The sequence below is a fragment of the Paenibacillus sp. sgz302114 genome (assembly GCF_056120345.1).
The window spans coordinates 538,042-558,255 of the sequence record NZ_JBVYOI010000001.1 but is presented as its reverse complement, the minus strand read 5'-3'; the positions used below and the strand labels follow the sequence as shown (position 1 = coordinate 558,255).

The following is a 20,214-nucleotide window of genomic DNA, read 5'->3' as shown; positions in this document are numbered from 1 at the left end:
CTTCATCGTTATAAAAAAACCTCAGGGGCGCGGAGGATTGCTCCTGCCCTGAGGCTTCCGGTTCTCGTTCTCGCTAACCGACATGCTCCTTGGAGTCATTCGTCTCATACCATTCATCCAACACACGGGACGACATGACACGACTCGCAATATACTCCGTTTGCTTCTCGGAAAACTGTTCTTTCCAGTCAATCTCTAGCTCTTCGGCAAGCTTCACAATTGTCAGTAGCTCCGACCATGCGACATAACGTTTATACCAGAAGAACTGCGGGTGCTCAATCATATAAGGGTACAAGTCATCAAATTCAGTATGCTTGCAGTCGAGTGCACGTTCGAAATGAATTTTCGCGTCCGACAATTTGCTAATTAAGTAATCTGCTGTAAGTTTACCCATATATTGACGCCTCCCTCCATTACTTATGAACATTATAAGTCAAATCAGAGCGCGTGGAAAGATACTGAATCTTGGTATTATTCGAAGCGAATTTGACCGCCGTCCAGGGAGGAGATCTTCGCGAGCGACTCGACGCGGATTCCTTGTTCGCGGATCGTACGCGCTCCTGACTGGAATGATTTCTCCACTACGATACCAAGTCCGGCAAGCTTCGCGCCAGAGCGCTCTATAATCTTGATCAGGCCGCGCGCTGCATCGCCGTTCGCAATAATATCATCAATAAAGAGGACCGTATCATCCGCATTTAAGAATTGACGGGAAACCATAATATCCGTTACAATTCCTTTCGTAAAAGAAGGCACGCGCTCGCAGTAAGCATCCGGGTCAGCGATTAGCGTCTTCTTCCGTCTAGCGAACACGAGCGGTACGCCAAGGGCAAGCGCTGTCGCGTAAGCAACAGGAATACCAGAGGATTCCACCGTTATGACCTTCGTAATCGGAGTCTCGGCATAGAGGCGCGCGAACTCCTTGCCCATCTCTTGCGTTAACAGCGGATCGACCTGATGATTAAGCAATGCATCCAGCTTCAGGACGTCCTGATTTAGAATAGAAGCCTCGCGCAGTATGCGTTCTTTTAACAGTTCCATTCGCCAAACCTCCACCGTAAAAATCTTTTCCGTTAAAGTTACCATATGTACCCTGAGGTGTGCAACTTACAGGTGCAAAAATAGCAATGCAAAACAAATTCACTGCAACTTTCTTCCAAAATGAGCGTCTAATTGGATACGAGAAACGCTGACAAATAGAGCGTGTTCTGCAGAACATACAGGTGGTGCTAATGCACATGGATATGATTTCGATACACTTAATAAAAAAACCTGCTTTAACCGGGGCAGCATGCCTCTTGCTACTTCTCATGGCAGGTTGTCAGCTCGGCACCGGCGATTTCTCACAGGAAAACAACGATAATACAGTGGTGAGCCGCATCAATTCTGCTTCAACGAATGAGCAGTCAGACAGTCCGCAAAAAGCGCTGGATACAAACCTATCTACAGCTGATGCCACTTCTGGCGAGACTCCCTCAAATAACGATGCGACAACAGTTGCTGATGCAACGACAGAGTCCACCTCGACCCCTACGAAGGCTTCAGCTAAGTCACCTTCAGCGAAGAACGAGAAGAAGTGGGACCCGAAAGCCCCTAACCTCATCGGCATTGCCATCGGCGACCCCAAAGCGACTTGGGACAGCAAGCTCGGCAAGCCTTCGGACAACTATAAGATAGATGATGATAAAGAGTCCGTCACTGTGTCCGAATATGCCGCTTTCTCCGTCGGCTACGGTGCCGATAAGAAGGTCAAGTTCGTCGACGTATTTGACAAGAGCACACCTACAGGATTGAATGGGCTGATCGTTGGCGACAGCCAGAATGCTGTAGTTAAATCGCTCGGCAAACCAGATATTCAAACCGCGAGCGTTCTTGCATACAAAGGAACCGGTGCGTTGCTGAAGTTCGATCTTGACCCTGCCAATAATACGGTTCTCTCCATTAAGCTGTTCTCAAATCCAAACTAGCCAAAGCGTGACAAGCGCAACGAACAGAATGGGCATCGTCAGCAGCAAGCCTAACTTGCCGTACTCCCGCCAGGAGATTTCGATGCCGCCTCTACGGAGCAGTTGCATCCAGAGCAGCGTGGCGAGCGACCCGATCGGGGTCAGCTTCGCGCCTACTGAAGTTCCAAGGAGGCTTGCAAACGGCAAGTAATGCGGTCCTGCCATATGTTCGATCGAGAGCGAGGACACGAGGACAGCAGGCAAATTGTTAACCGCCGCGCTCAGCAATGAGAAGACAATCCCCGAACTGACGATTCCGACGAACTCACCATGCTTCACCAAAGGCTCAAGCAGCTCAGGAAACCATGATATTGCGCCATGCAAATATAAGCTGTACACAATCAGATTCATCGACAGCGCGAAGACGATTATTAGCCACGGCGTTTGTCTTACCGTACGCTGGAAATCCCCTTGCCGGGCAAGCAAGCTTGCCGCCCATTGAATCGCCGCTCCACCGAGCGCGATTGCTGCCACCGGCAAATGTATCCGCTCCGCGAGAAAGTACCCCACCAGCATTGCAGCCATAATCACCCACGATAAGATGAACAGCGATCTACTTCCAATAACGGATGCCGGCACGGGAAACGATTGGGGCGCATCTGACCTATGTTCTTCTCTCCGAATACTCCGCCCAAAATAGGCAACCGTTACAACTACAGTTCCGACAATGGCGCTTAAGCCAGGCAGCAGCATCGTTCTCGCATACTCGCCAAACGATATTTCGAAGAAATCGGCTGTTAAAATGTTCGTCAAATTGCTCATCATAAGCGGCGCGCTTGCTGTATCCGCTATAAACCCGACGCCTAACAAAAAAGCGATCCTCGACTTGCGCGATAATGCGAGCAGCGATGTGACTTCAAGCACGATCGGGATCATGATGAGAATCGTGCCATCATTGTTGAAGAAGATCGTAATGCCAGCAGCGAGTAAGCACAGCAGCACAAGCAGCGTTAACTGATGATGGTGAAACCTTCGTACGATATGAAGCGCTGCCCACCGGAAGAAGCCGTTCGCATCCAGCAGCGAAGTAAATAGCATAATGCCAATGAGCGAGAATGTCGCGTCCCAGACAAAGCTCCATATATATGCCGCGTCCGAAGGCGCAAGCAGTCTTGCTGCGAATAATAGGAGCGCGCCGATTAGCGCAATAATAGCTTCATGAATGCCTCGAGGTCGCCAAACAATAAGTGCAAGTGAGGCAGAGAAGACACTAACTGCAATTGCAATGTTCATGAAAGTAGGATCAACTCGCTAACCTGTCATAATAGTCATGCCCGTCCCTCTTTGGACATACCTTGTTATTAGGTATCGTTTGGGAAATAGGAGGTTGTGGCTTAGATGATGAAGCGGACGAGCAAGGTACTACAAATTGCTTTTACGTATATGGGTACAATTGTTGGCGCAGGGTTTGCAACTGGCCAAGAAATATTGCAGTTTTTCACACGGTTCGGTTTACCTGGTGCAATAACCATTATAATGGCGACCCTTATGTTTGTATGGCTTGGCGCCAAAATGATGCTTATTGGCAGCGATATCCGCGCCAAATCGTATGAAGATGTCAATAAAGTGCTGTTCGGCGAGCGTTACGGACGATGGGTCAGCCATTTCATGCTGCTTATGCTGTTCGGCGTATGTGCCGTCATGCTCGCAGGCGCAGGCTCAATATTCTCGGAAAACTGGAATATCTCCTATCAGTCAGGACTTTTAATTACAATCTTCGGCTGCTTCCTGCTGCTTCGCAAAGGAATGAATGCCATTCTGGCTGTCAATGCCATCGTCGTACCTATTATGCTTCTGTTCACCGTGCTCATTATTATTGATACGGTGCAAACGCCGGGCTCGGACAGATGGCTGCTTCTAAGCAGCGATCATTCGCTGCTCTCGATCTGGGCTTCACCGTTCTTGTATGCTGCGTTCAATCTCTCTATGGCACAAGCCGTGCTTGTTCCGCTCGGGGCGGAAATGCGTGACCGTAAAACGATTGTATACGGCTCCTGGGTCGGCGGCATCGGCATCGGCTTCATGCTGATCGCTGGCCATATCGCCTTGTCCGTCTATATGCCTGGCATCCAGCAATACGCCATCCCGATGGGCGGCATCGCGCGCGAGCTCGGGCATGGCATTCAGTGGATCTATATCTTCCTGATCTTCGCAGAAATCTTCACGACGCTCATCGCGGACATCTATGGCTTGACCTTGCAGCTTCAGGAGCGGCTAAAAATCTCTCGGACGCTGCTCACGATTATAACCCTCGCTTGCTGCTACGTTGCCAGCCAGATCGGTTTCGGTCCGCTGCTCTCGACGCTCTACCCGTTGTTCGGACTAATCAGCCTCGGATGGCTGGTGCTGCTCATCCGGCAGCGACCTCCGGCTGGGGAGTAGGGTGGGAGCGACAAAGAGATAAGCGGTCTAGGAGGCAGGTGAAATCGTGAATGAGATCCGGAAGCCTAGACGGCGGGAGAACTCTTAAATGTGATTGTGAAGCCTAGGCGGCTATGTTATAAGTTCAATGATGGCTGCATCTGGGATAACGCTTAGCAATGCGTCCCGCATATGATCGTGGCAGGTGAAAAGAATGATCTGTCTTCGCTCGGCCAGCTCCCTCAGAACAGCTGCCGATCCGATCAGCCGTCCGTAATCGAAATTGACAAGCGGATCATCGAGAATGAGCGGCAATGCGCTTGAGGATGAAGAGGCCTCTTCGGCAAGAGCGAGCCGCATGGCGAGATACAGCTGTTCAGCAGTCCCTCGGCTCAAATACATACTTTCAATCATTCGGCTGCCTTCCGTCTCCAGGGAGATAGCCTGTTTCTCTTCATGCATCCAAATCCGTTTGTATTTGCCGTCAGACATGATGCTCATCAGTCTCGACGCTTCGCGTAGAACCGCCGGCTGCCGCTGCTCCTCCATCACTCGTTTCGTACGGCGAATCATCGCCATGCTGAAGGACAAGACAGCGTAGCGGTCAATAAGCTGCTCTAGCGTTGCAGTCGCCTGCTCGCGCTCCATCGTCAATCGCTGCCTGTCGCTGTTTTGAAGAAGCTGCTCCATACGCTGCCGCTTGCGTCCAACATGCTCCAGCAGCTCTACGTTTCGCGCCTCGTGTTGCGACAACTCCTCTTCAGCCTCAGTCTTCATGCGTTCAAGCTGCGTTCCATCATAGATCGTATACCAGCTCTCAAGCTGCTCACGCTGCGCATTTGTTAAACCCGCAGTCAACTGGGCATCCAGCTTGAATCGTGCATTCTCAATCGCTGCAAGCCGCTCAGAGCGCTCCAGCGCATCGAGCCATTCGAGCTCATCAGCCGCATGTGCAGCTTGGAACCACTGCTGCTGTTTATTGCCTTGTTCCTCGGCATGCTTGCTCTGTTGTTCAAGCAATAGTTCTTGATCAGCTAGCTGACGTTTAAGCTCTCTCTTCTGCCGCTCAAGCAAGCTTTGCTTGTCCAGCTCTGCCTGCAGCAGTCGAAGTGCCGCTGCAGCATCGCCGTGCGCCCGATAACAGATTGCCGGGAACGCTTCGGACAGTCCGAAGACGGCTTGCTCGAAATCAGCAAGCTGCTGTTCGATTCGCGCCGCCTTGCTCGCGGCGCGGTCATAGGCTTGTAATCGAAGCTGGGCCTGCTCAGCGAGATCGTATGTTTCAAGGGCAGCTTCAGGCGATAGCTCCGCCTGAAGCGACCTTGCCGTTAGCCAATCGCGCCACTTGGCCGCGATTGCTTCCGCCGCTTCGGCCGCGTGCTCTGCCGCGGCTGTTGCAGCTTCTTGCTGCGCGCGCAGCCGAGCTTGCCGGCGCGCGAGCTCGCGAGCGCGCTCCGCGGCGCTGGCGCTCGCGCGGAGCTCGTCCTGCCGCGCGTCGATCGCTGCGCGCAGGCGCGAGAGCAGCGGCGCTGCGCCCCCGGCGGCGCCGGAGCAGCCGCGAAGCGGCGACCCCTGCGCCGCTGCTGCGGCTTCGCTGTGCGCCGCAGCAAGCGCCTGCGGCGGCGCTGCGCTCGCCGCGAGCAGGCCGTGCAGCAGCGGCTCGGCTTCGCGCGCGAGCTGCTGCAGCGCGGCCGCGACGCGCCGCTGCGCGGCTGCAAGCGGCTGCGCATGCGCCGCAGCCGCTGCCGCCGCTAGCGCTGGCGCACGCCCGCGCCGCGCGCGGCCGCCGCGGCCCGGCGGCGCAGCCATGGCGCGCGCGCCTGCGGCAGCGGCTTGCGGCTGCCGCTGCGCAAGGCGCAGCAGCGGCGGTGCCGCCAGCGCAGCCGCCAGAGCACCGGCGGCTGCTGCCGCGGCAGGCTGGCCTGCCGCGGCTAACAAAACAGCACCAGCGGCCATTACCCCGCTGGCAACCCAATACGCGGCGTCAGGCACACGCCCCCGCGACACCGCAACAGAACCCGCTTGCGCGCGAACCTGCGCAAGCTCAAGCACATGCCAAGCTTCCTCGAATTGTCTGGATGCGCTTCGCAGCGCCTCCAATGTCTGAGGAAGCAGCTCTATCTCCTGCTCTGTAGCTTGTCCACCAATCGCATCCAGCTCCACAAGCTGCGAATCCGCTTCCTTCAGCTGCACAGCAGCTGCACGAAGCTCCGCTTCAGCTAGGCGGAGTGCTTTGTCTCGCTCCTGAAGCGCAGCTCGAAATACCCGAACCGCTTCCCGCTCCGCTACACCGGACTGAAACGAGCGCAGCGAGGCTTCGTTCCATTCCGGCGAGATTTGGCCGATTAACCGGTGCACAGCTTCAATATCTTCCCTCGCTTCTGCGCTCAGCTCAACGAGCGATTGACGAGCTGCGTTCATGGATTCCACCGACAACATAAGCGACTCAATCTCAGTCTTTCTTGCCAACAGCTCTTCATCGACAGTCAGAGTGCTAAATTCCCGACGCAGCCGCTCCGCAATCGTATTCGATTGCTCCAGCTCCTGCTTCAAGCGATAAAGCTCTGCCGCAATAAGTTCCCAGCGAGAACGCGTATCCGCGGCGAGCCTAGGCATCGAAGTCCCAATTGCCGCCTGCTCATGAAGCAGCGCCAGCCGCTCCACCCAAATCTCCCACAGCTCGCACGCTCTCGCAAGCAGTTGCTCGCGCTCGCGCAGCATTGGCAGCTGACAATCGATCTGATCAAGCTCCGCTTCCGCGCCAGCTAATTCCTCGGATAGCGCATTGTACGCAGCGATTCCATCCTCCAGCTGTCTCAGCTGCGCTTCCGTCTCTTCCAGCGATCTCACGAGCTTATTCATCTGCTGCGTGCTGCCTCGAGGCCGATACAGACTGTCTTGCTGCGCGGTTAGCAGCTTCTCCGTCTTTGCAATGGCGCCACCGCCATTCCATCCGGCGTGATACAATTGTTTACCAAGCTCGTCCCCTTCGAGCATCCCGATTGCTTGCAGCTCTGATAGCGTAATGGCGTACAGCTCGCGAAACAAACGCTCGTTGACACCGCCAAGAAACATTCTCTCCCACTGCTGCTGTGTAAGCACTTCAGCTGAAAGTGTTGCCCCACTGTAAGCGCTATGTACTTCTTCATTTTGCTCGATTCGGACATTGATTTTGCTGGATGCCTCTCCAAAGCGCTCCAGCACATAACGGACCCCGGCGGTATTTTCAAAAAACAATCTCCCGCCATGGCGACCACCGTTCACTGGCTCCAGCCGCTCTGCCGGATTGCCTTTGCTCGCAAAGCCGAACAGCATCGAGCGAATAAAGCTCATCATTGTGCTCTTTCCCGCTTCATTCGGGCCATAGACGATCGTAACAGGCGCATCGAAGCGATACGCTCGATCGCTAAGCTTGCCGAAGCCATCAATATGCAAGCCCCGCAGCTTCATGCCTTATCGCCTCCCTCTAGCCCCGATTCTGCTTGTTTTTCGGATGTTTTTAATGGCGAATCCTCCATCAACAGTCCCGCAGCCAGCTCTCTTGCGTTAGCGAGCCATTGAAGAGCCCGCTCCCCCTGCATTTGCCGAACGAGCTTTCGCAGCCTTGCATTCGCATGCAGAGGCTGCAGCGCTTCACTCGCCAGTTCTTCGAGCGCAGCTTCATCTGCCTCTATGAACAAGCTGCTTCGGATTAGCTCGCCGGTGAAGCTATCCTCTTTTGCAATCATCTCATAATCAAGCTCAGCGCCGGACTCCGCATCGATCTGATACACCCAGCACCACGGCTCGGCAGCATCGTCATGTACTTCAAGCAAATCAGAGATCCGCACTCGAATGCCATGAAGCAGCTCTTGTATAAATGCAGCCTCTGATAATTGGTGATGCAGCGGCCCTCTGCCCTGCAGGCTCAATCTCAGCATACAGCACCGTCTCTCGCAATCAGCTGCAATGGAGGTGACCGCTTGTTCCAACACGCCTAGCAAAGCTTGCTCCGATTCAATGCCATCAATTGCAATGACAGCATTTTCCCACCTTACCGTATCGAGAGGCACGAACTTAAGCTCCGTATCAAATGACGCGGACACATCGACGATATAGGCCCCTTTTGCACCGGTTTCCTTGGAGTGTCTGCCTTGTGTGTTTCCCGAATAGACGACATGCGGAAAAGTATGCAGCACCTCTCGCCGATGGATATGTCCGAGCGCCCAATAATGAAACCCCGAACCAGCCAGCTCTGACAAGCTGCACGGCGCATAGGGATCATGCCCCTGCTGCCCATCTACATTGCCATGCAGCATAGCGATCTGATAGACGCCGCTCCCATGATCTGCGCGATACGTTGCAGCCAAATTATCGGTGACCGATCTTGTCCCATACGAGATGCCATGTACATGCGCGGCAAGCTCCCCTGACTTCGTGTAAGCGGCTGCTTTCTCCACCTTCTCCGTACCGAAGAAATAAACGGACTCTGGCCATTCTAGCTTCGCTCTTTGTCCGGACAACGGATCATGGTTGCCATGAATGACAAAAAGCTGCACACCGTTGGCGTGCAGCCTCTGCCATTCCCGCTGCAAATACAATTGCGCACGCAGCGAGCGGTCCGCAGAATCGTAGAGATCGCCCGCAATGACGACGAAATCTACCGCTTCTGACAGCGCCGTATCCACTAAATTTCGAACGGCCTGAAAGGTGGACATCTGGAGCGCTTCTCGCACATGAGCCGGAGCATCCGTCAATCCGCGAAACGGACTGTCTACATGCAAATCAGCTGCGTGCATGAATCGAAATGTTACTCCCATGTCACCTGTTCCCCTCTATTCCAACTCTTCCTTAACTGGATTGATCTCGGTGTATACTTGCTTCAACTGAGCGATTACGCGCTGCAGCGAATAAGCCTTTTTGGCTTTGTTCCAAGCCGCTCTTGCCATGTTATAGCGGAAATCCGGATCCGATACCACTTTCTCCAGCGCATTCGCCAGCGCGGTCGGATTCTCCGGTTCGACTAGCAAGCCGTTAATGCCGTCATCGATCTGTTCGGCAATACCGCCGACATTCGTGCCGACGAGCGCTAGCCAGCAGAGCGCTGCCTCCGCGAACACCGATCCGAACGCCTCTGCCCGCGAAGGGAGCACGAAGACGTCGAAGAACGGCATGAACTCTTCCGGATGCAGCATATAGCCGTAAAAAATAATATCGTCATACAAATTCAGCTGCTGCGCCAGCTGCTCCAGTTCCGGCCTTATTGGCCCGTCACCGATAATATGAAGGACAAACGGCTGGCCGCGTTCCTTCAGCTGAGCGCAGGCGTGAAGCAGTATATCAAGCCCTTTCGCCGGAACGAGCCGGCAGACGGTAATGAGCTGCACGACCGCATTTTCGTGGGAAATCGGCTTAAATCGCTTCTCATCGAAGCCGTTCGGGATGACAACGATCCGGTCGGCATCATTGACATATGGACGCATGTAATTGCGGAACGAATCCGAAGCCGTCAAAATCCGCTCAGCCTTCGATTCAATCTCGCGGTAGATCGACGTGAGGAACTTATGCTCCATGCCGCCTTCGATGATTTTGCCATTCAGAATAAGCTCTCGCTCATAACTCGAGTGAATCGTCATGACAAGCGGCGTATCAGGGAACAGCTGCTTCATAACAAGCGCCGGAATCGGATGATGCGCGTGGATGAGATCGTATGTCTTGTTCAGCCGCAGCTTCGTCCACCAAACGTAGTCACGGTAGGTTTGCAAATATTTATCAATAATAGGGTTACCCTCATAAATGCTTATATCGAAAGTATCGAATGTGACACGTTCCTGACCTTTGCCACGTACTCGTTTCGGCAGCGAGAACAGCTCCATATCCCAGCCGAGCTTATTGAAACGTTCTTGAATATATGGGACCATTGAGGACACGCCGCCCGGTTGCTCCGGTGGGAAAAACAATGCCTGCAAAATATTCATGTGCCCGCGAACCTCCTCAAACAAACCTGCATTATACTTCTCGACCTGCCAAAAACATGATATACTAGAACATACGTTTCTGTAAAGCTGATGTGCCGGCCTTAACCGACTGTATCCTGCACCGTGCGTCTACTCTCATAATTAGGTGGTTCAAACATGACATTTGTTAATTGGCTCGCCGGACAAGCCGGTCAAACCTTCACATCCGCTTGCGTGATGACGATTCTCGTGCTCATGCTCTTCATGGCGGTAAAGCTGTACAAGAGCTATAGACGAAACCAGACGCATCTTCTGCTCATACTCGTACTTCCGCTTGTCATTATCCAGAACGGCGCGCTCATCAGCCTATCTGTTCCCGACTGGTCAGCTTCGCCATACTTACATATTGGATACTCGTTTGTCAGCTTACTCTCTTTTATCATTATAAACTTTGTTTTCATGAAATTATATACCGGCCCTGCCGCAAGATTGAAGGGCATGCCCTTCTTCTTGATGATGATCGGCTTAGGTCTCGTTACCGCAGCTCAAATCGCGTATAAACCTGAGATGCTGAGCAATCCAATCGCCGCTGGCGGTGTTGATCTGCTTGCGCTTGATTTCTATGGACTCATTCTAAACTTTGCTATTCTGCTCAACCTGCGCGGTATCGACCAACGGTTCAATTATTCTGCCAGCCTGATCGTTTATTTCGTTTATCAGCTCTCAGCTATGGCCGACAGCTATGTGTTCCACGGAGACAAGCCGATCCTGGTCATCTTCATGCATTTGCTGCCTATCGTCTATTATACGCTCTTGTTTCTGCTCTTGTTCGAATGGGTGCTTGAACGGCTAATGATGACGTTCCAGTCGTCGATTACCGACGGTCTGACCAGCCTGTACAACAGGCGGCACTTCAACAAGAAGGCGGAGCAGCTGCTGCGCGAGATGAATCGGATCGCCATTATCTTTTGCGATATCGACAATTTCAAGAAGCTGAACGATACGCAAGGCCATCATAAAGCGGACGGCGTACTGAAACAGGTCGCCGATATCATTAAAGAAGAAACAGCCGGCATCGGCACAGCAGGACGTTACGGAGGCGAAGAGTTATTAGGGCTCGTCGCAGCACCTGGCGTCAAGCCGGAGGAAGTGGCGGAAGCGATCCGGAGCCGCGTCCAGAAAGAAACGATTGTAACGATCAGCGTTGGCGTCAGCGTCTCCCGCGAAGGTACAACGATTGCCGAAGTCGTCAAGCAAGCGGATGAAGCGATGTACCAGTCCAAAACGACCGGCAAGAACAAGGTAACGCTGCATCCATCCGCCCAGAGACGCCCCCGTTCAGAAGGCGAAGGCTCGAAGCGCAGCAAGCAAGCGTAACCGTTATTACTCAACCGCAATAGCCGTCTCGTTAGCCACAGTTCGTGGCTGGCGGGGCGGCTTTTTCTTACTTCATGGTACTCCAATGGTACTCCAAGAATTCCTAAAAACTACTGAGAGAGCCATACGTGCTCTCATAACAAAGCGAACCCGCTCGGCGCTATCTCTAACCTCAGTCTCACCTGGGTTGCAGCGCTGAAAGTTCCATTTTGGAACTCTCAGCAAACTTTTGGCGCGATTCTGATGCCGAGTGGTCGTATTTGTTACACTCAGCTATCTCTAGCCTCTTGAGAACGATCTCGCCAAACCCCCGTCACCAACGCACGATAAACCACACAAACTAAAAACCAAACCGCCCTCGTAAAAGGGCGGTTTGGTTCTTCACAACTTATTATTTATAAGGAATCGGATCTTTCATACCCGCTTCAGCAAAGCCTTTCAAACGCAGTCTGCAGCTGTCGCATTCGCCGCAAGCTTCTGGCTCGCCATTGTAGCACGATGTTGTCAGATGGTAAGGAACGCCCATCCGCGTACCTTCTTTGACGATATCAGCTTTAGTCAATTGGATGAGCGGCGTCTCGATCGAGATCGGTCTGCCTTCTACACCAATCTTCGTCGCGATGGCGATAACTTCTTCTACCTTCGCAATAAACTCTGGGCGGCAGTCCGGATAACCGCTGTAGTCCAGCGCATTCACGCCGATATAGATGGCTTCAGCGCCTACAGTCTCCGCGAACGATGTTGCAATGGACAGGAACAACAGGTTCCGTCCAGGCACATACGTAACTGGAATTTCCCCAACTTCGTCCGGTACAGGATCTGTGCCAACCTTTGGCACGTCAATTCTGTCATCGGTCAGCGCGCTGCCGCCGAAATCACGCAGGAAGCCGAGCTCGACCAGTCTGAACCGGTCGCTCACGCCGTAGTGCTCCGCAACTGCACGCGCGTTGTTCAATTCGATTTTATGGCGCTGGCCATAGTTGAAGGTTATCGGGTATAGCTCATAGCCCGCTTCCTTCGCATATCCCATGCAAGTTGTACTATCCAAACCGCCGCTCAGAATAACGACTGCTCTTTTCATTTACTTACACACCTCTCTTAGCTGGATCCCAAATGATTTTGTGTAGCTGCATATTCAGCTTTACGCCAGTAAGCCCGCTTGCGAGCATCTTCTCAACAAGACGCGCCGGCGGCATCGACTCCCATACTGGGCTAAACATCGCGAGTGCTTTTGTCGGATATTTCGCAAGTGTCTCCACGGCGGCATCGAAATCGCGGTCGGTTGCGATTACGAATTTCACTTCATCCTGCTCGCGCAGCAGGGCGAAGTTCTCATGAATCATCGCTTCATTCTCGCCGGAGTCCGGCAGCTTGTAATCCATAATGTACCTCGCTTTAGGCGATGCGATGTCGCGGAGGAACGGTGCCAGATCAATCGCCCCGTTCGTCTCTACATGCACGTCCTTCATGCGATCAATATCGCATAGCGCCTGAAGCAGTGCACCGGAACGGCTGCCATACAGCAGCGGCTCGCCGCCTGTCATGCAAATATGCTCCGCTTTATACTTCTGCGTAACTTCGGCAACAATATCCTCAATGGTCATCGTAAATTCCGCTTCAGCCGGTGGATAGCTATATTTCGTATCGCACCAGACACAGCGGAGGTTGCAGCCGAACAGACGTACAAAAACGGTCGGGAACCCGGCACGTGTGCCTTCGCCTTCGACCGTTTCAAAAATCTCAACCATGGGCAGACGAATGGAACGCTTCTCTTGCTCTGCAGCGTTATTCTGCATGCTCATCTGCCTCCATCAATTCACGAGTGACAGCGGCGAAGCTGGTTGGCGTTTCCCATAGGCGAATCTCTTCGATCCGGATAGCCGGGTAGTGACCTTCCTCAACAAGCGCTTCGTGAATTTGTTCATAAATCCAGACGACCATATTCTCAGCCGTTGTATTCATCGGTGGCAGTACCTCGTTCAAGTAACGGTGGTCCAGCTTGTCGATGACACGCTCTTTGGCAATTCGTTTCATATCGGCAAAATCAATCGTCAACCCGCGTTTATCCGTTTTCCCGGACATAATCGTTTGAAGTTTATAAGTATGGCCGTGCAAGCTCTTACACTTGCCTTCGTATAAATGCAAATGATGCGCACTGTCAAAAGTAAATTCCTTCGAAACGAGCACGCGCCTATTATGATAACGAAGCTGCTGCTCCTCAATATCGGTCCCGAACTGCTCAATGTGCTTCGGAATCTCGTAAGTCACGTTTCACACCTTCTCCTCTTATGCAATTGCAATATGCAATTATAGCACAACTTGTATTACACGGAAAGATGTCCGTTCAAAATGGTCACGGCTTTCCCGGAAATCAGAATTCGGCTCCCTACAATCGCAAGCTGCAGCTCTCCGCCTCTTGCAGAAGCTTGATACGCAAGGAAATCATCCTTGCGCAGCCTACGCTGCCAATACGGCGCGAGTGCGCAATGAGCGGAGCCCGTTACCGGGTCTTCATCGCATCCTGTCGCCGGATAGAACGCTCGCGATACGAAGTCATATTCGCTGCCGCTGCTAGCTTTGCTCGTCACGATAACGCCGCGAGCCTCGACGCGCGCGAGCATTGCGAAGTCTGGCTTCAGCGTCCGCACCGTCTCTTCGCTATCGACCTCAACGAGATAGTCGATACGGTTCTTCCCTACATATCTCGGAATGAGGCCAAGCCCCTGAATCAACTCTTCCGGCGCTGTCACAGGTGCTGCCGGCTCTGCCGGGAAGTTAAGCATAATCCCTTCCACCGAGTGATCAGCTGTCAGCAAGCCGCTAAGCGTATGGAATCTAGCCTGGCTGCTGCTTGGCAAATGCCCGTTCTCCCATAAGTAATGCGCGCTCGCTAGCGTCGCATGTCCGCACAGGTCGACCTCAACCGTTGGCGTAAACCAGCGAAGCGAATAGCTGTCATCCTCGCGGCGAACGAGGAAAGCCGTCTCCGACTGGTTCATCTCCGCTGCAACGCTTTGCATCCATGCTGTATCCCGCTCCTTTGGCAGCAGGCAGATTGCGGCCGGGTTACCTTTAAACGGCGTGCTTGTAAAAGCATCAATTAGCGCAATCGGAATTGAAATTGGACGATTCATCCCATTATCTTCCTCCTCTATGTAACAAATGCCGATCCCGGAGCTAATCCGGTTCGGCATTCATCGTTATTACGCCTCGGACGGCGTGAGCATCTTCTGTTTCTTCTTGCGGTTCACGATAATGATTCCGCTGCTGACAAGCGCAAGCGCGCCAATAACAGCGCCGGAGAGCGGCTCATTCAGGAAGAGAGCGGATTGCAGCACTCCGAATACCGGAATGAGGAACAAGTACATCGATACGCTGCCGACTTGGTTGTACTTCATCACATTGTTCCAAAGCGTAAACGCCAGTGCCGAAACAAGGGCAAGATGCAGAAGCATTAGCAGAGCAATTCCGTCAAAATGAAACGGCGCAAGGCCCGTACTCCAAGCTGCGATGACGCACAACATAAAGCCTCCGAGCAGCATTTGGTAGCCGTTAATATACGAAATGCTGTACGAAGCTGACGCCTTGCGAGAGAGTAAATTACCGCATGCGTTGAAGAGCGTCGCCGCCATCAGCAGCAGCTCGCCAACTGAGAAATGGAGGCCAGAATTGCCGTCATGCTTGGATAGCCCGAGCACGAGTAAGCCGACAAAGCCGACGATGAGCCCAAGTCCTTTAGCCCCGTTAATCCGGTCATTCTTGTAGAGGAAATGCGCAATTACGATTTGGAAGAACGAGATCGTCCCCGCAATAACTGCGCCTACGACACCTGCGCTCATCGATAGGCCTGCGTAGAAGAATGTATATTGCAATACCGTTTGCAGCAGCGCTATCGTGCTTACCATGCCTCCGCTGCCTCGCTGATAGCTGAGTCGTTCACGCCTAATTAGCATATACAGCAGAATAAGCACGCCGGCCAGCGTGAACCGGTAGCCTGCGAAGAGCAGCTGCTCCAGCGTATCTCCAGAACCAATGCCAAGCCTCTCGTAGCTTAGCTTAATAAACGGATAAGAGCTCCCCCAGAGCAAAGTCGCGCTGATAGAAGCTCCAATAATACCTAATGGATTGGTGAAAAATTTGGCTGCGTTCATAACTATATTCGTTCTCCTTCTTCGGTGCAGGCAGCCACTTCATGTGAAACTTTTATTGCTCTTCAATGGGGATGAGCAGTTCAACCTGCTCCTCTTCCAAATGCTCGTCAATATAAAAAATTTCAAGGGAAACCGCATTTTCCCGTCTCGTCAGCTTCTGCTCGTTGATCCATGCCGAGAGCTGCTCATAGCCTTCACCGATTCGTTTATTTGTGCAAGCGGCCATCGCATAGGTGCGCTGCGGAACTGTAAATTGCACCATGCCTGGCGGCACCTGCTCCAGATGGGGCACCTCAAAGCAAGCCCAATATGTAGCAAATACTTCGTTGCCGAAATACGGGCTGTAAAGCACATTCGTCTTTACTTCTCCTTCAATCTCATGCTTCCTTTGAAGGAATGCGCTTTGCAGAAGAATAGCTTCATCAGGGAAAGACGAGTAAGGACCGCAATAGCTAATTCCAACCACGTTCAAGGCAGGTTTCGTAACTAATGTGCAATTATCCATCGCGAATAACCTCCTGCAAAGTTTGAGTAGAAGCTATAGGTTAACCCGTAATAAGTTTACCATGATCGAGAGCTTGTTTGGTATCTATTTGTTGCCAATAAAATTTATATAAAGTAAAGGAGATTACGCATAAAATCCGAATTTACAAGAATCAGTGAAATTATAAAAGGAGCGTTCCTATGGAAACATCCGATTTCAACAAGCAATTAGAAAGCAATCGTCTACAACTGAGAAGAATTACGCCTGACGACGCAGATGATATTTTCGAGTATGCGCGCGATCTTGAAGTGTCGAGGTTTACGTCTTGGGAACAACATCAAACAATTGATCAATCACATTCCTTCGTAAATTTTGTTACGCAGAAATACGACAATAACCAGCCTAGCGATTGGGGCATCATTGATAAAGCAACGAACAAGCTAGTCGGAGCATGCGGATGGGTGTACATTAACGAGAACCATCGTCGCGCAGAGATTGGGTATGTGCTGTCACGGAGCTGCTGGAATCGTGGCTACGTGTCGGAAGCAGTAGCACTGATTATACAGTTTGGCTTTGAAGAGCTGCATTTGAACCGAATCGAAGCAAGATGTTTTGCGGAAAATACTGCTTCTGAACGAGTCATGCAAAAGGCGGGCATGCAGTATGAAGGTCTTCTGCGAGAGCAAATGCTCGTTAAAGGTAACTTGATCGACCTTAAAATGTACTCCATTCTGAAGAGGGAATGGCAGTCCCAATGATGGAGAAAAAAAAGGTGACACATGAAGCATTGCTTCTGCTGTGTCACCTTCTTCGTTCAATTAGCGTCTTACCGAGCCATGCGGGTCGATGACGAACTTCTTCGATGCGCCGCGGTCGAATTCCATATACGCGCTAGGAGCTTGGTCAATCGAAATAAGCGTTGCGTTAACGGCTTTCGCAATTTGCGCCTTGCCGCTTAGTATCGCTGTCATCAGCTCGCGGTTGTATTGCATAACCGGCGTCTGACCCGTTACGAAAGTATGGGATTTCGCCCAGCCGAGGCCGAAGCGAATCTTCAGCGTACCAACCTTCGCATCATCGTCAACCGCACCTGGGTCGCCTGTTACGTAGAGACCAGGGATACCGAGACGTCCGCCGGCACGCGTGACTTGCATGATGGAGTTCAATACCGTTGCCGGCGCTTCGCCATGAGCATGTCCATGACCATGCGCTTCGAAGCCTACGCAGTCAATGGCGCAATCCACTTCGGGAACGCCGAGAATTTGGTCGATCTGTTCGCCGAGGTTTGGATGCTCGCGAAGGTTGACCGTTTCGCAGCCGAAGCTTCTCGCTTGCGCAAGACGCTCGCTGTTCAGGTCTCCGACGATTACGACTGCTGCTCCAAGCAGCTGAGCGGAATGTGCCGCTGCAAGACCGACTGGGCCTGCTCCTGCCACGTAGACCGTAGAGCCTGGCTTCACGCCCGCACTCACGGCACCATGATAGCCAGTTGGGAAAATATCAGATAGCATCGTGAGGTCGAGAATTTTCTCCATCGCTCGTTCTTTATCCGGGAACTTCAATAGTTGGAAGTCTGCGTAAGGAACCATTACATATTCGGATTGACCGCCAACCCAGCCGCCCATATCAACATAGCCGTAAGCTGAGCCCGGACGGTCCGGATTCACGTTCGTACACACATTTGTGTTCCGCTCGCGACAGTTCCGACAGCGTCCGCAAGCGATATTGAACGGAACGGAGACGAGATCGCCTTTCTTAATAAATTCAACGTCACGCCCAACCTCAATGACTTCACCCGTAATTTCGTGTCCGAGCACGAGACCGCTAGGAGCTGTCGTCCGCCCACGCACCATATGTTGGTCGCTGCCGCAAATGTTAGTAGTTATGACTTTAATAATGACGCCGTGTTCACATTTTCTGCCAACATTAAGTGGGTTAACGCCAGGCCCGTCACGCAAAATCAAATCAGGATACGAAATATCCCGCACCTCAACTTTACCGGGTTCTACATAGACTACCGCACGATTCCCTGCCATTAGTCAGCCTCTCCTCTTTCAAGAAAATTGTTTCCTGCTTGTTCACACTCCCTCATTGTAATCGCTTGCAGATTGAAAAGCTATCCTGTTTTTCTAAAATAATACCTCCGTGCAAAAAAGAAGCTGCGAGCGAGGCAGCTTCTCCTGAGAACTCTATTGGGCTTAATTAGTTAAGCTTAAAGCCGTGCAGCACATCATTCAAATCTTCCGCGAGCTTCCGAAGCTCCAGCGTTGACGACGTAATCTCCTCCATCGTCGCAAGCTGCTCTTCCGTCGCTGCCGAGTTGTTCTGGCATGATGCGGCGACTTGATTGCTCGCTTCCGCAACGCTCTGTGCCATCTCGACCACCTGTCGTCCCGAATCGGAGAGCGCCAACGTCGTCTGCGAGATGTCGCTCACTTGCGTGGATACCGCTTCGATACTTGCTTCAATCGATTGGAACATCTGGTTTACTTGATTCGTTCGCACCAGCCCGCTTGCCGCTTGCGCCGACACTGTCTTCATTCCGGTAGCTGCCTGGCTCACACGAAGACGCACATCTTCAATAAGCTCGCTTATTTGCTGCGCAGACAGTTTGGACTGCTCTGCCAGCTTCCGAATTTCTAAGGCGACTACAGCAAAGCCTCTACCGTGCTCTCCCGCCCGTGATGCTTCAATGGACGCATTAAGCGCGAGCAGGTTGGTGCGGTTTGCCACCTCGGTAATCATCCCCGTTATCCCGCCAATTTGCTGGGACTGGTGTTCAAGCAGCTGCATGACTTCTGTCGCATGCTGCACTGTTTCATGTATCGTCTCCATCTCATGAAGCACTTCATTCACGGATGACGCTCCTTGCTTCGATGCATCAGAAGCGGATGAAGCAAGCTTCGCGACCTCTTCGTTGCCGGCTGACACGGCACTGATGTCCTCTGACATCTGCGTAATCGCGCGAATCGCATCGCCCAGCTGCTCCTGCTCCTGATCAGCGCGAACTGCGATGAACTGCGTTGCCTCCACAATATGCTCCGTTGCGCGTGTTGTCTGCTCCGCGCTCGCACTCAGCTGCTCCGACGAGTTTGCAACGAGATTCGCCGTGTTTAGCGCCTTAGATAGAATCGTCCGGAGATTTGCCAACATCTTGTTGAAAGCACCAGCCAGCTCTGCAAGCTCCCCTTTCGACCGAATCGTCAGTTCCTTGCTCAGATCCCCTCTCCCTTCAGCAATTTCGTGGAGCTGGCGGTTAATGACTTTGAGCGGCTTCACAATCGAACGGGTGAGCAGCATTCCGAGAATAGCTGCGAGAAGCAGCGCAGTACTTACGAGAAGCGCCATAATCATGTTCTGCTTATCTGATTCCTCTTCCCGCTGCTTCTTATCGCCTTCAAGCTCCTGGGTGATGCTAGTGAGCATTTCAGTGTTTAGCTTATCCATGGTTTTGCGGGCCGAACGCTCATCGCCGAAGTGGAGTGCGTAAGCCTCCTCAGACTTCCCTTCATCCATGAATGCTCTAGCTCTCTCGCTGTCGCCTATAAATGGATCATAGTCTGTTTTCAACTGTTCGACTTGCTTCCGATTCTCAGGCGTCAGCGTCGGATTAATCAGCATGGAATTGAGGATAGCTCTAGCCTCCTTGTCCTTCGCTGCAATCTCGTCGAGATAGGTTTGCTCCTTCGTCAGCAGATAACCCCGCTCATCATTAGAAATGCCGGCAACCTTGAACTGAAATTCTCGCAATTGCAGTTGAACGGCATTGTCCTGCAGCATTTCCGTGTAGGCTGATCTGGTCTTATTCGTATGATCGTAAGCAACATAGCCAAGTAAACCCATTAACAGAATAATAAAGGCAAAACAACTGAAAAGCTTCGTTCGAATATTCATGACTG

The 20,214-nt window shown here is 52.4% G+C and carries 18 protein-coding genes; 4 read left to right on the top strand and 14 right to left on the bottom strand.

From position 1 onward, the window contains the following. Nucleotides 1-73: 73 nt before the first annotated feature. Both AC0LWF_RS02550 and AC0LWF_RS02545 read right to left on the bottom strand, forming a co-directional pair. Nucleotides 74-394 (bottom strand): hypothetical protein, encoded by a 321-nt coding sequence (locus tag AC0LWF_RS02550; protein WP_474649995.1) that lies wholly within the window; start codon nucleotides 392-394, stop codon nucleotides 74-76. A gap of 77 nt (nucleotides 395-471) precedes the next feature. Continuing rightward, nucleotides 472-1,041, bottom strand: coding sequence for a xanthine phosphoribosyltransferase (locus tag AC0LWF_RS02545; protein ID WP_474649994.1), 570 nt, complete (start codon nucleotides 1,039-1,041; stop codon nucleotides 472-474). Between the two features lie 257 nt (nucleotides 1,042-1,298). Here AC0LWF_RS02545 and AC0LWF_RS02540 point away from each other — a divergent pair, with 257 nt between their 5' ends. Next, entirely contained in the window at nucleotides 1,299-1,967 is a 669-nt protein-coding gene (locus tag AC0LWF_RS02540) for a hypothetical protein (protein WP_474649993.1), read from the top strand. Here AC0LWF_RS02540 and AC0LWF_RS02535 read toward each other — a convergent pair. Then, on the bottom strand, nucleotides 1,953-3,239 hold the full coding sequence (locus AC0LWF_RS02535; protein WP_474649992.1) for an ArsB/NhaD family transporter: 1,287 nt from the start codon (nucleotides 3,237-3,239) through the stop codon (nucleotides 1,953-1,955). The genes AC0LWF_RS02540 and AC0LWF_RS02535 overlap by 15 nt on opposite strands. Nucleotides 3,240-3,347: 108 nt before the next feature. Here AC0LWF_RS02535 and AC0LWF_RS02530 point away from each other — a divergent pair, with 108 nt between their 5' ends. Next, nucleotides 3,348-4,388 carry a YkvI family membrane protein gene (locus tag AC0LWF_RS02530; RefSeq protein ID WP_474650451.1) on the top strand — a complete coding sequence of 347 codons (1,041 nt, stop codon included), beginning with the start codon at nucleotides 3,348-3,350 and terminating at the stop codon, nucleotides 4,386-4,388. Between the two features lie 111 nt (nucleotides 4,389-4,499). On the opposite strand, the gene AC0LWF_RS02525 is transcribed toward AC0LWF_RS02530, so the two are convergent. Genes AC0LWF_RS02525 through AC0LWF_RS02515 form a run of 3 tightly spaced genes read right to left on the bottom strand, consistent with a single transcriptional unit; the run spans nucleotide 4,500 to nucleotide 10,324 of the window. Beyond that, nucleotides 4,500-7,817, bottom strand: a complete 3,318-nt coding sequence (locus AC0LWF_RS02525; protein ID WP_474649991.1) for an AAA family ATPase — start codon at nucleotides 7,815-7,817, stop codon at nucleotides 4,500-4,502. Further along, complete coding sequence (locus AC0LWF_RS02520) at nucleotides 7,814-9,166, bottom strand: metallophosphoesterase family protein (protein ID WP_474649990.1); 1,353 nt, start codon at nucleotides 9,164-9,166, stop codon at nucleotides 7,814-7,816. Before AC0LWF_RS02520 ends, AC0LWF_RS02525 begins: the two co-directional genes overlap by 4 nt. Before the next feature lie 15 nt (nucleotides 9,167-9,181). Beyond that, complete coding sequence (locus AC0LWF_RS02515; RefSeq protein WP_474649989.1) at nucleotides 9,182-10,324, bottom strand: glycosyltransferase family 4 protein; 1,143 nt, start codon at nucleotides 10,322-10,324, stop codon at nucleotides 9,182-9,184. Between the two features lie 156 nt (nucleotides 10,325-10,480). Between AC0LWF_RS02515 and AC0LWF_RS02510 the strand changes: the two genes are divergently transcribed. Then, complete coding sequence (locus AC0LWF_RS02510) at nucleotides 10,481-11,680, top strand: GGDEF domain-containing protein (RefSeq protein ID WP_474649988.1); 1,200 nt, start codon at nucleotides 10,481-10,483, stop codon at nucleotides 11,678-11,680. 391 nt (nucleotides 11,681-12,071) lie between these two features. Here AC0LWF_RS02510 and queC read toward each other — a convergent pair whose 3' ends face one another. From queC to AC0LWF_RS02480, 6 genes are all read right to left on the bottom strand, one after another. Then, entirely contained in the window at nucleotides 12,072-12,761 is a 690-nt protein-coding gene (gene queC / locus AC0LWF_RS02505; RefSeq protein WP_474649987.1) for a 7-cyano-7-deazaguanine synthase QueC, read from the bottom strand. A gap of 4 nt (nucleotides 12,762-12,765) precedes the next feature. Next, complete coding sequence (locus tag AC0LWF_RS02500; RefSeq protein ID WP_474649986.1) at nucleotides 12,766-13,482, bottom strand: 7-carboxy-7-deazaguanine synthase QueE; 717 nt, start codon at nucleotides 13,480-13,482, stop codon at nucleotides 12,766-12,768. After that, entirely contained in the window at nucleotides 13,466-13,948 is a 483-nt protein-coding gene (queD, locus tag AC0LWF_RS02495) for a 6-carboxytetrahydropterin synthase QueD (protein WP_090572959.1), read from the bottom strand. Before queD ends, AC0LWF_RS02500 begins: the two co-directional genes overlap by 17 nt. Nucleotides 13,949-14,004: 56 nt before the next feature. Continuing rightward, complete coding sequence (locus tag AC0LWF_RS02490) at nucleotides 14,005-14,814, bottom strand: PhzF family phenazine biosynthesis protein (RefSeq protein WP_474649985.1); 810 nt, start codon at nucleotides 14,812-14,814, stop codon at nucleotides 14,005-14,007. A gap of 69 nt (nucleotides 14,815-14,883) precedes the next feature. After that, nucleotides 14,884-15,831, bottom strand: a complete 948-nt coding sequence (locus AC0LWF_RS02485; protein WP_474649984.1) for a DMT family transporter — start codon at nucleotides 15,829-15,831, stop codon at nucleotides 14,884-14,886. 52 nt (nucleotides 15,832-15,883) lie between these two features. Beyond that, nucleotides 15,884-16,336: a GyrI-like domain-containing protein gene (locus tag AC0LWF_RS02480; protein ID WP_474649983.1), complete on the bottom strand. Its 453-nt coding sequence runs from the start codon at nucleotides 16,334-16,336 to the stop codon at nucleotides 15,884-15,886. A gap of 179 nt (nucleotides 16,337-16,515) precedes the next feature. On the opposite strand from AC0LWF_RS02480, the gene AC0LWF_RS02475 reads away from it, so the two are divergent. Further along, nucleotides 16,516-17,073, top strand: a complete 558-nt coding sequence (locus AC0LWF_RS02475) for a GNAT family N-acetyltransferase (RefSeq protein WP_474649982.1) — start codon at nucleotides 16,516-16,518, stop codon at nucleotides 17,071-17,073. Nucleotides 17,074-17,133: 60 nt separating this feature from the next. Here the strand turns inward: AC0LWF_RS02475 and fdhA are convergent, their stop codons facing one another. Together fdhA and AC0LWF_RS02465 are read right to left on the bottom strand one after the other, a co-directional pair. Continuing rightward, nucleotides 17,134-18,351 (bottom strand): formaldehyde dehydrogenase, glutathione-independent, encoded by a 1,218-nt coding sequence (gene fdhA, locus AC0LWF_RS02470; RefSeq protein ID WP_474649981.1) that lies wholly within the window; start codon nucleotides 18,349-18,351, stop codon nucleotides 17,134-17,136. 166 nt (nucleotides 18,352-18,517) lie between these two features. After that, nucleotides 18,518-20,209: a methyl-accepting chemotaxis protein gene (locus tag AC0LWF_RS02465; protein ID WP_474649980.1), complete on the bottom strand. Its 1,692-nt coding sequence runs from the start codon at nucleotides 20,207-20,209 to the stop codon at nucleotides 18,518-18,520. Nucleotides 20,210-20,214: the final 5 nt, after the last annotated feature.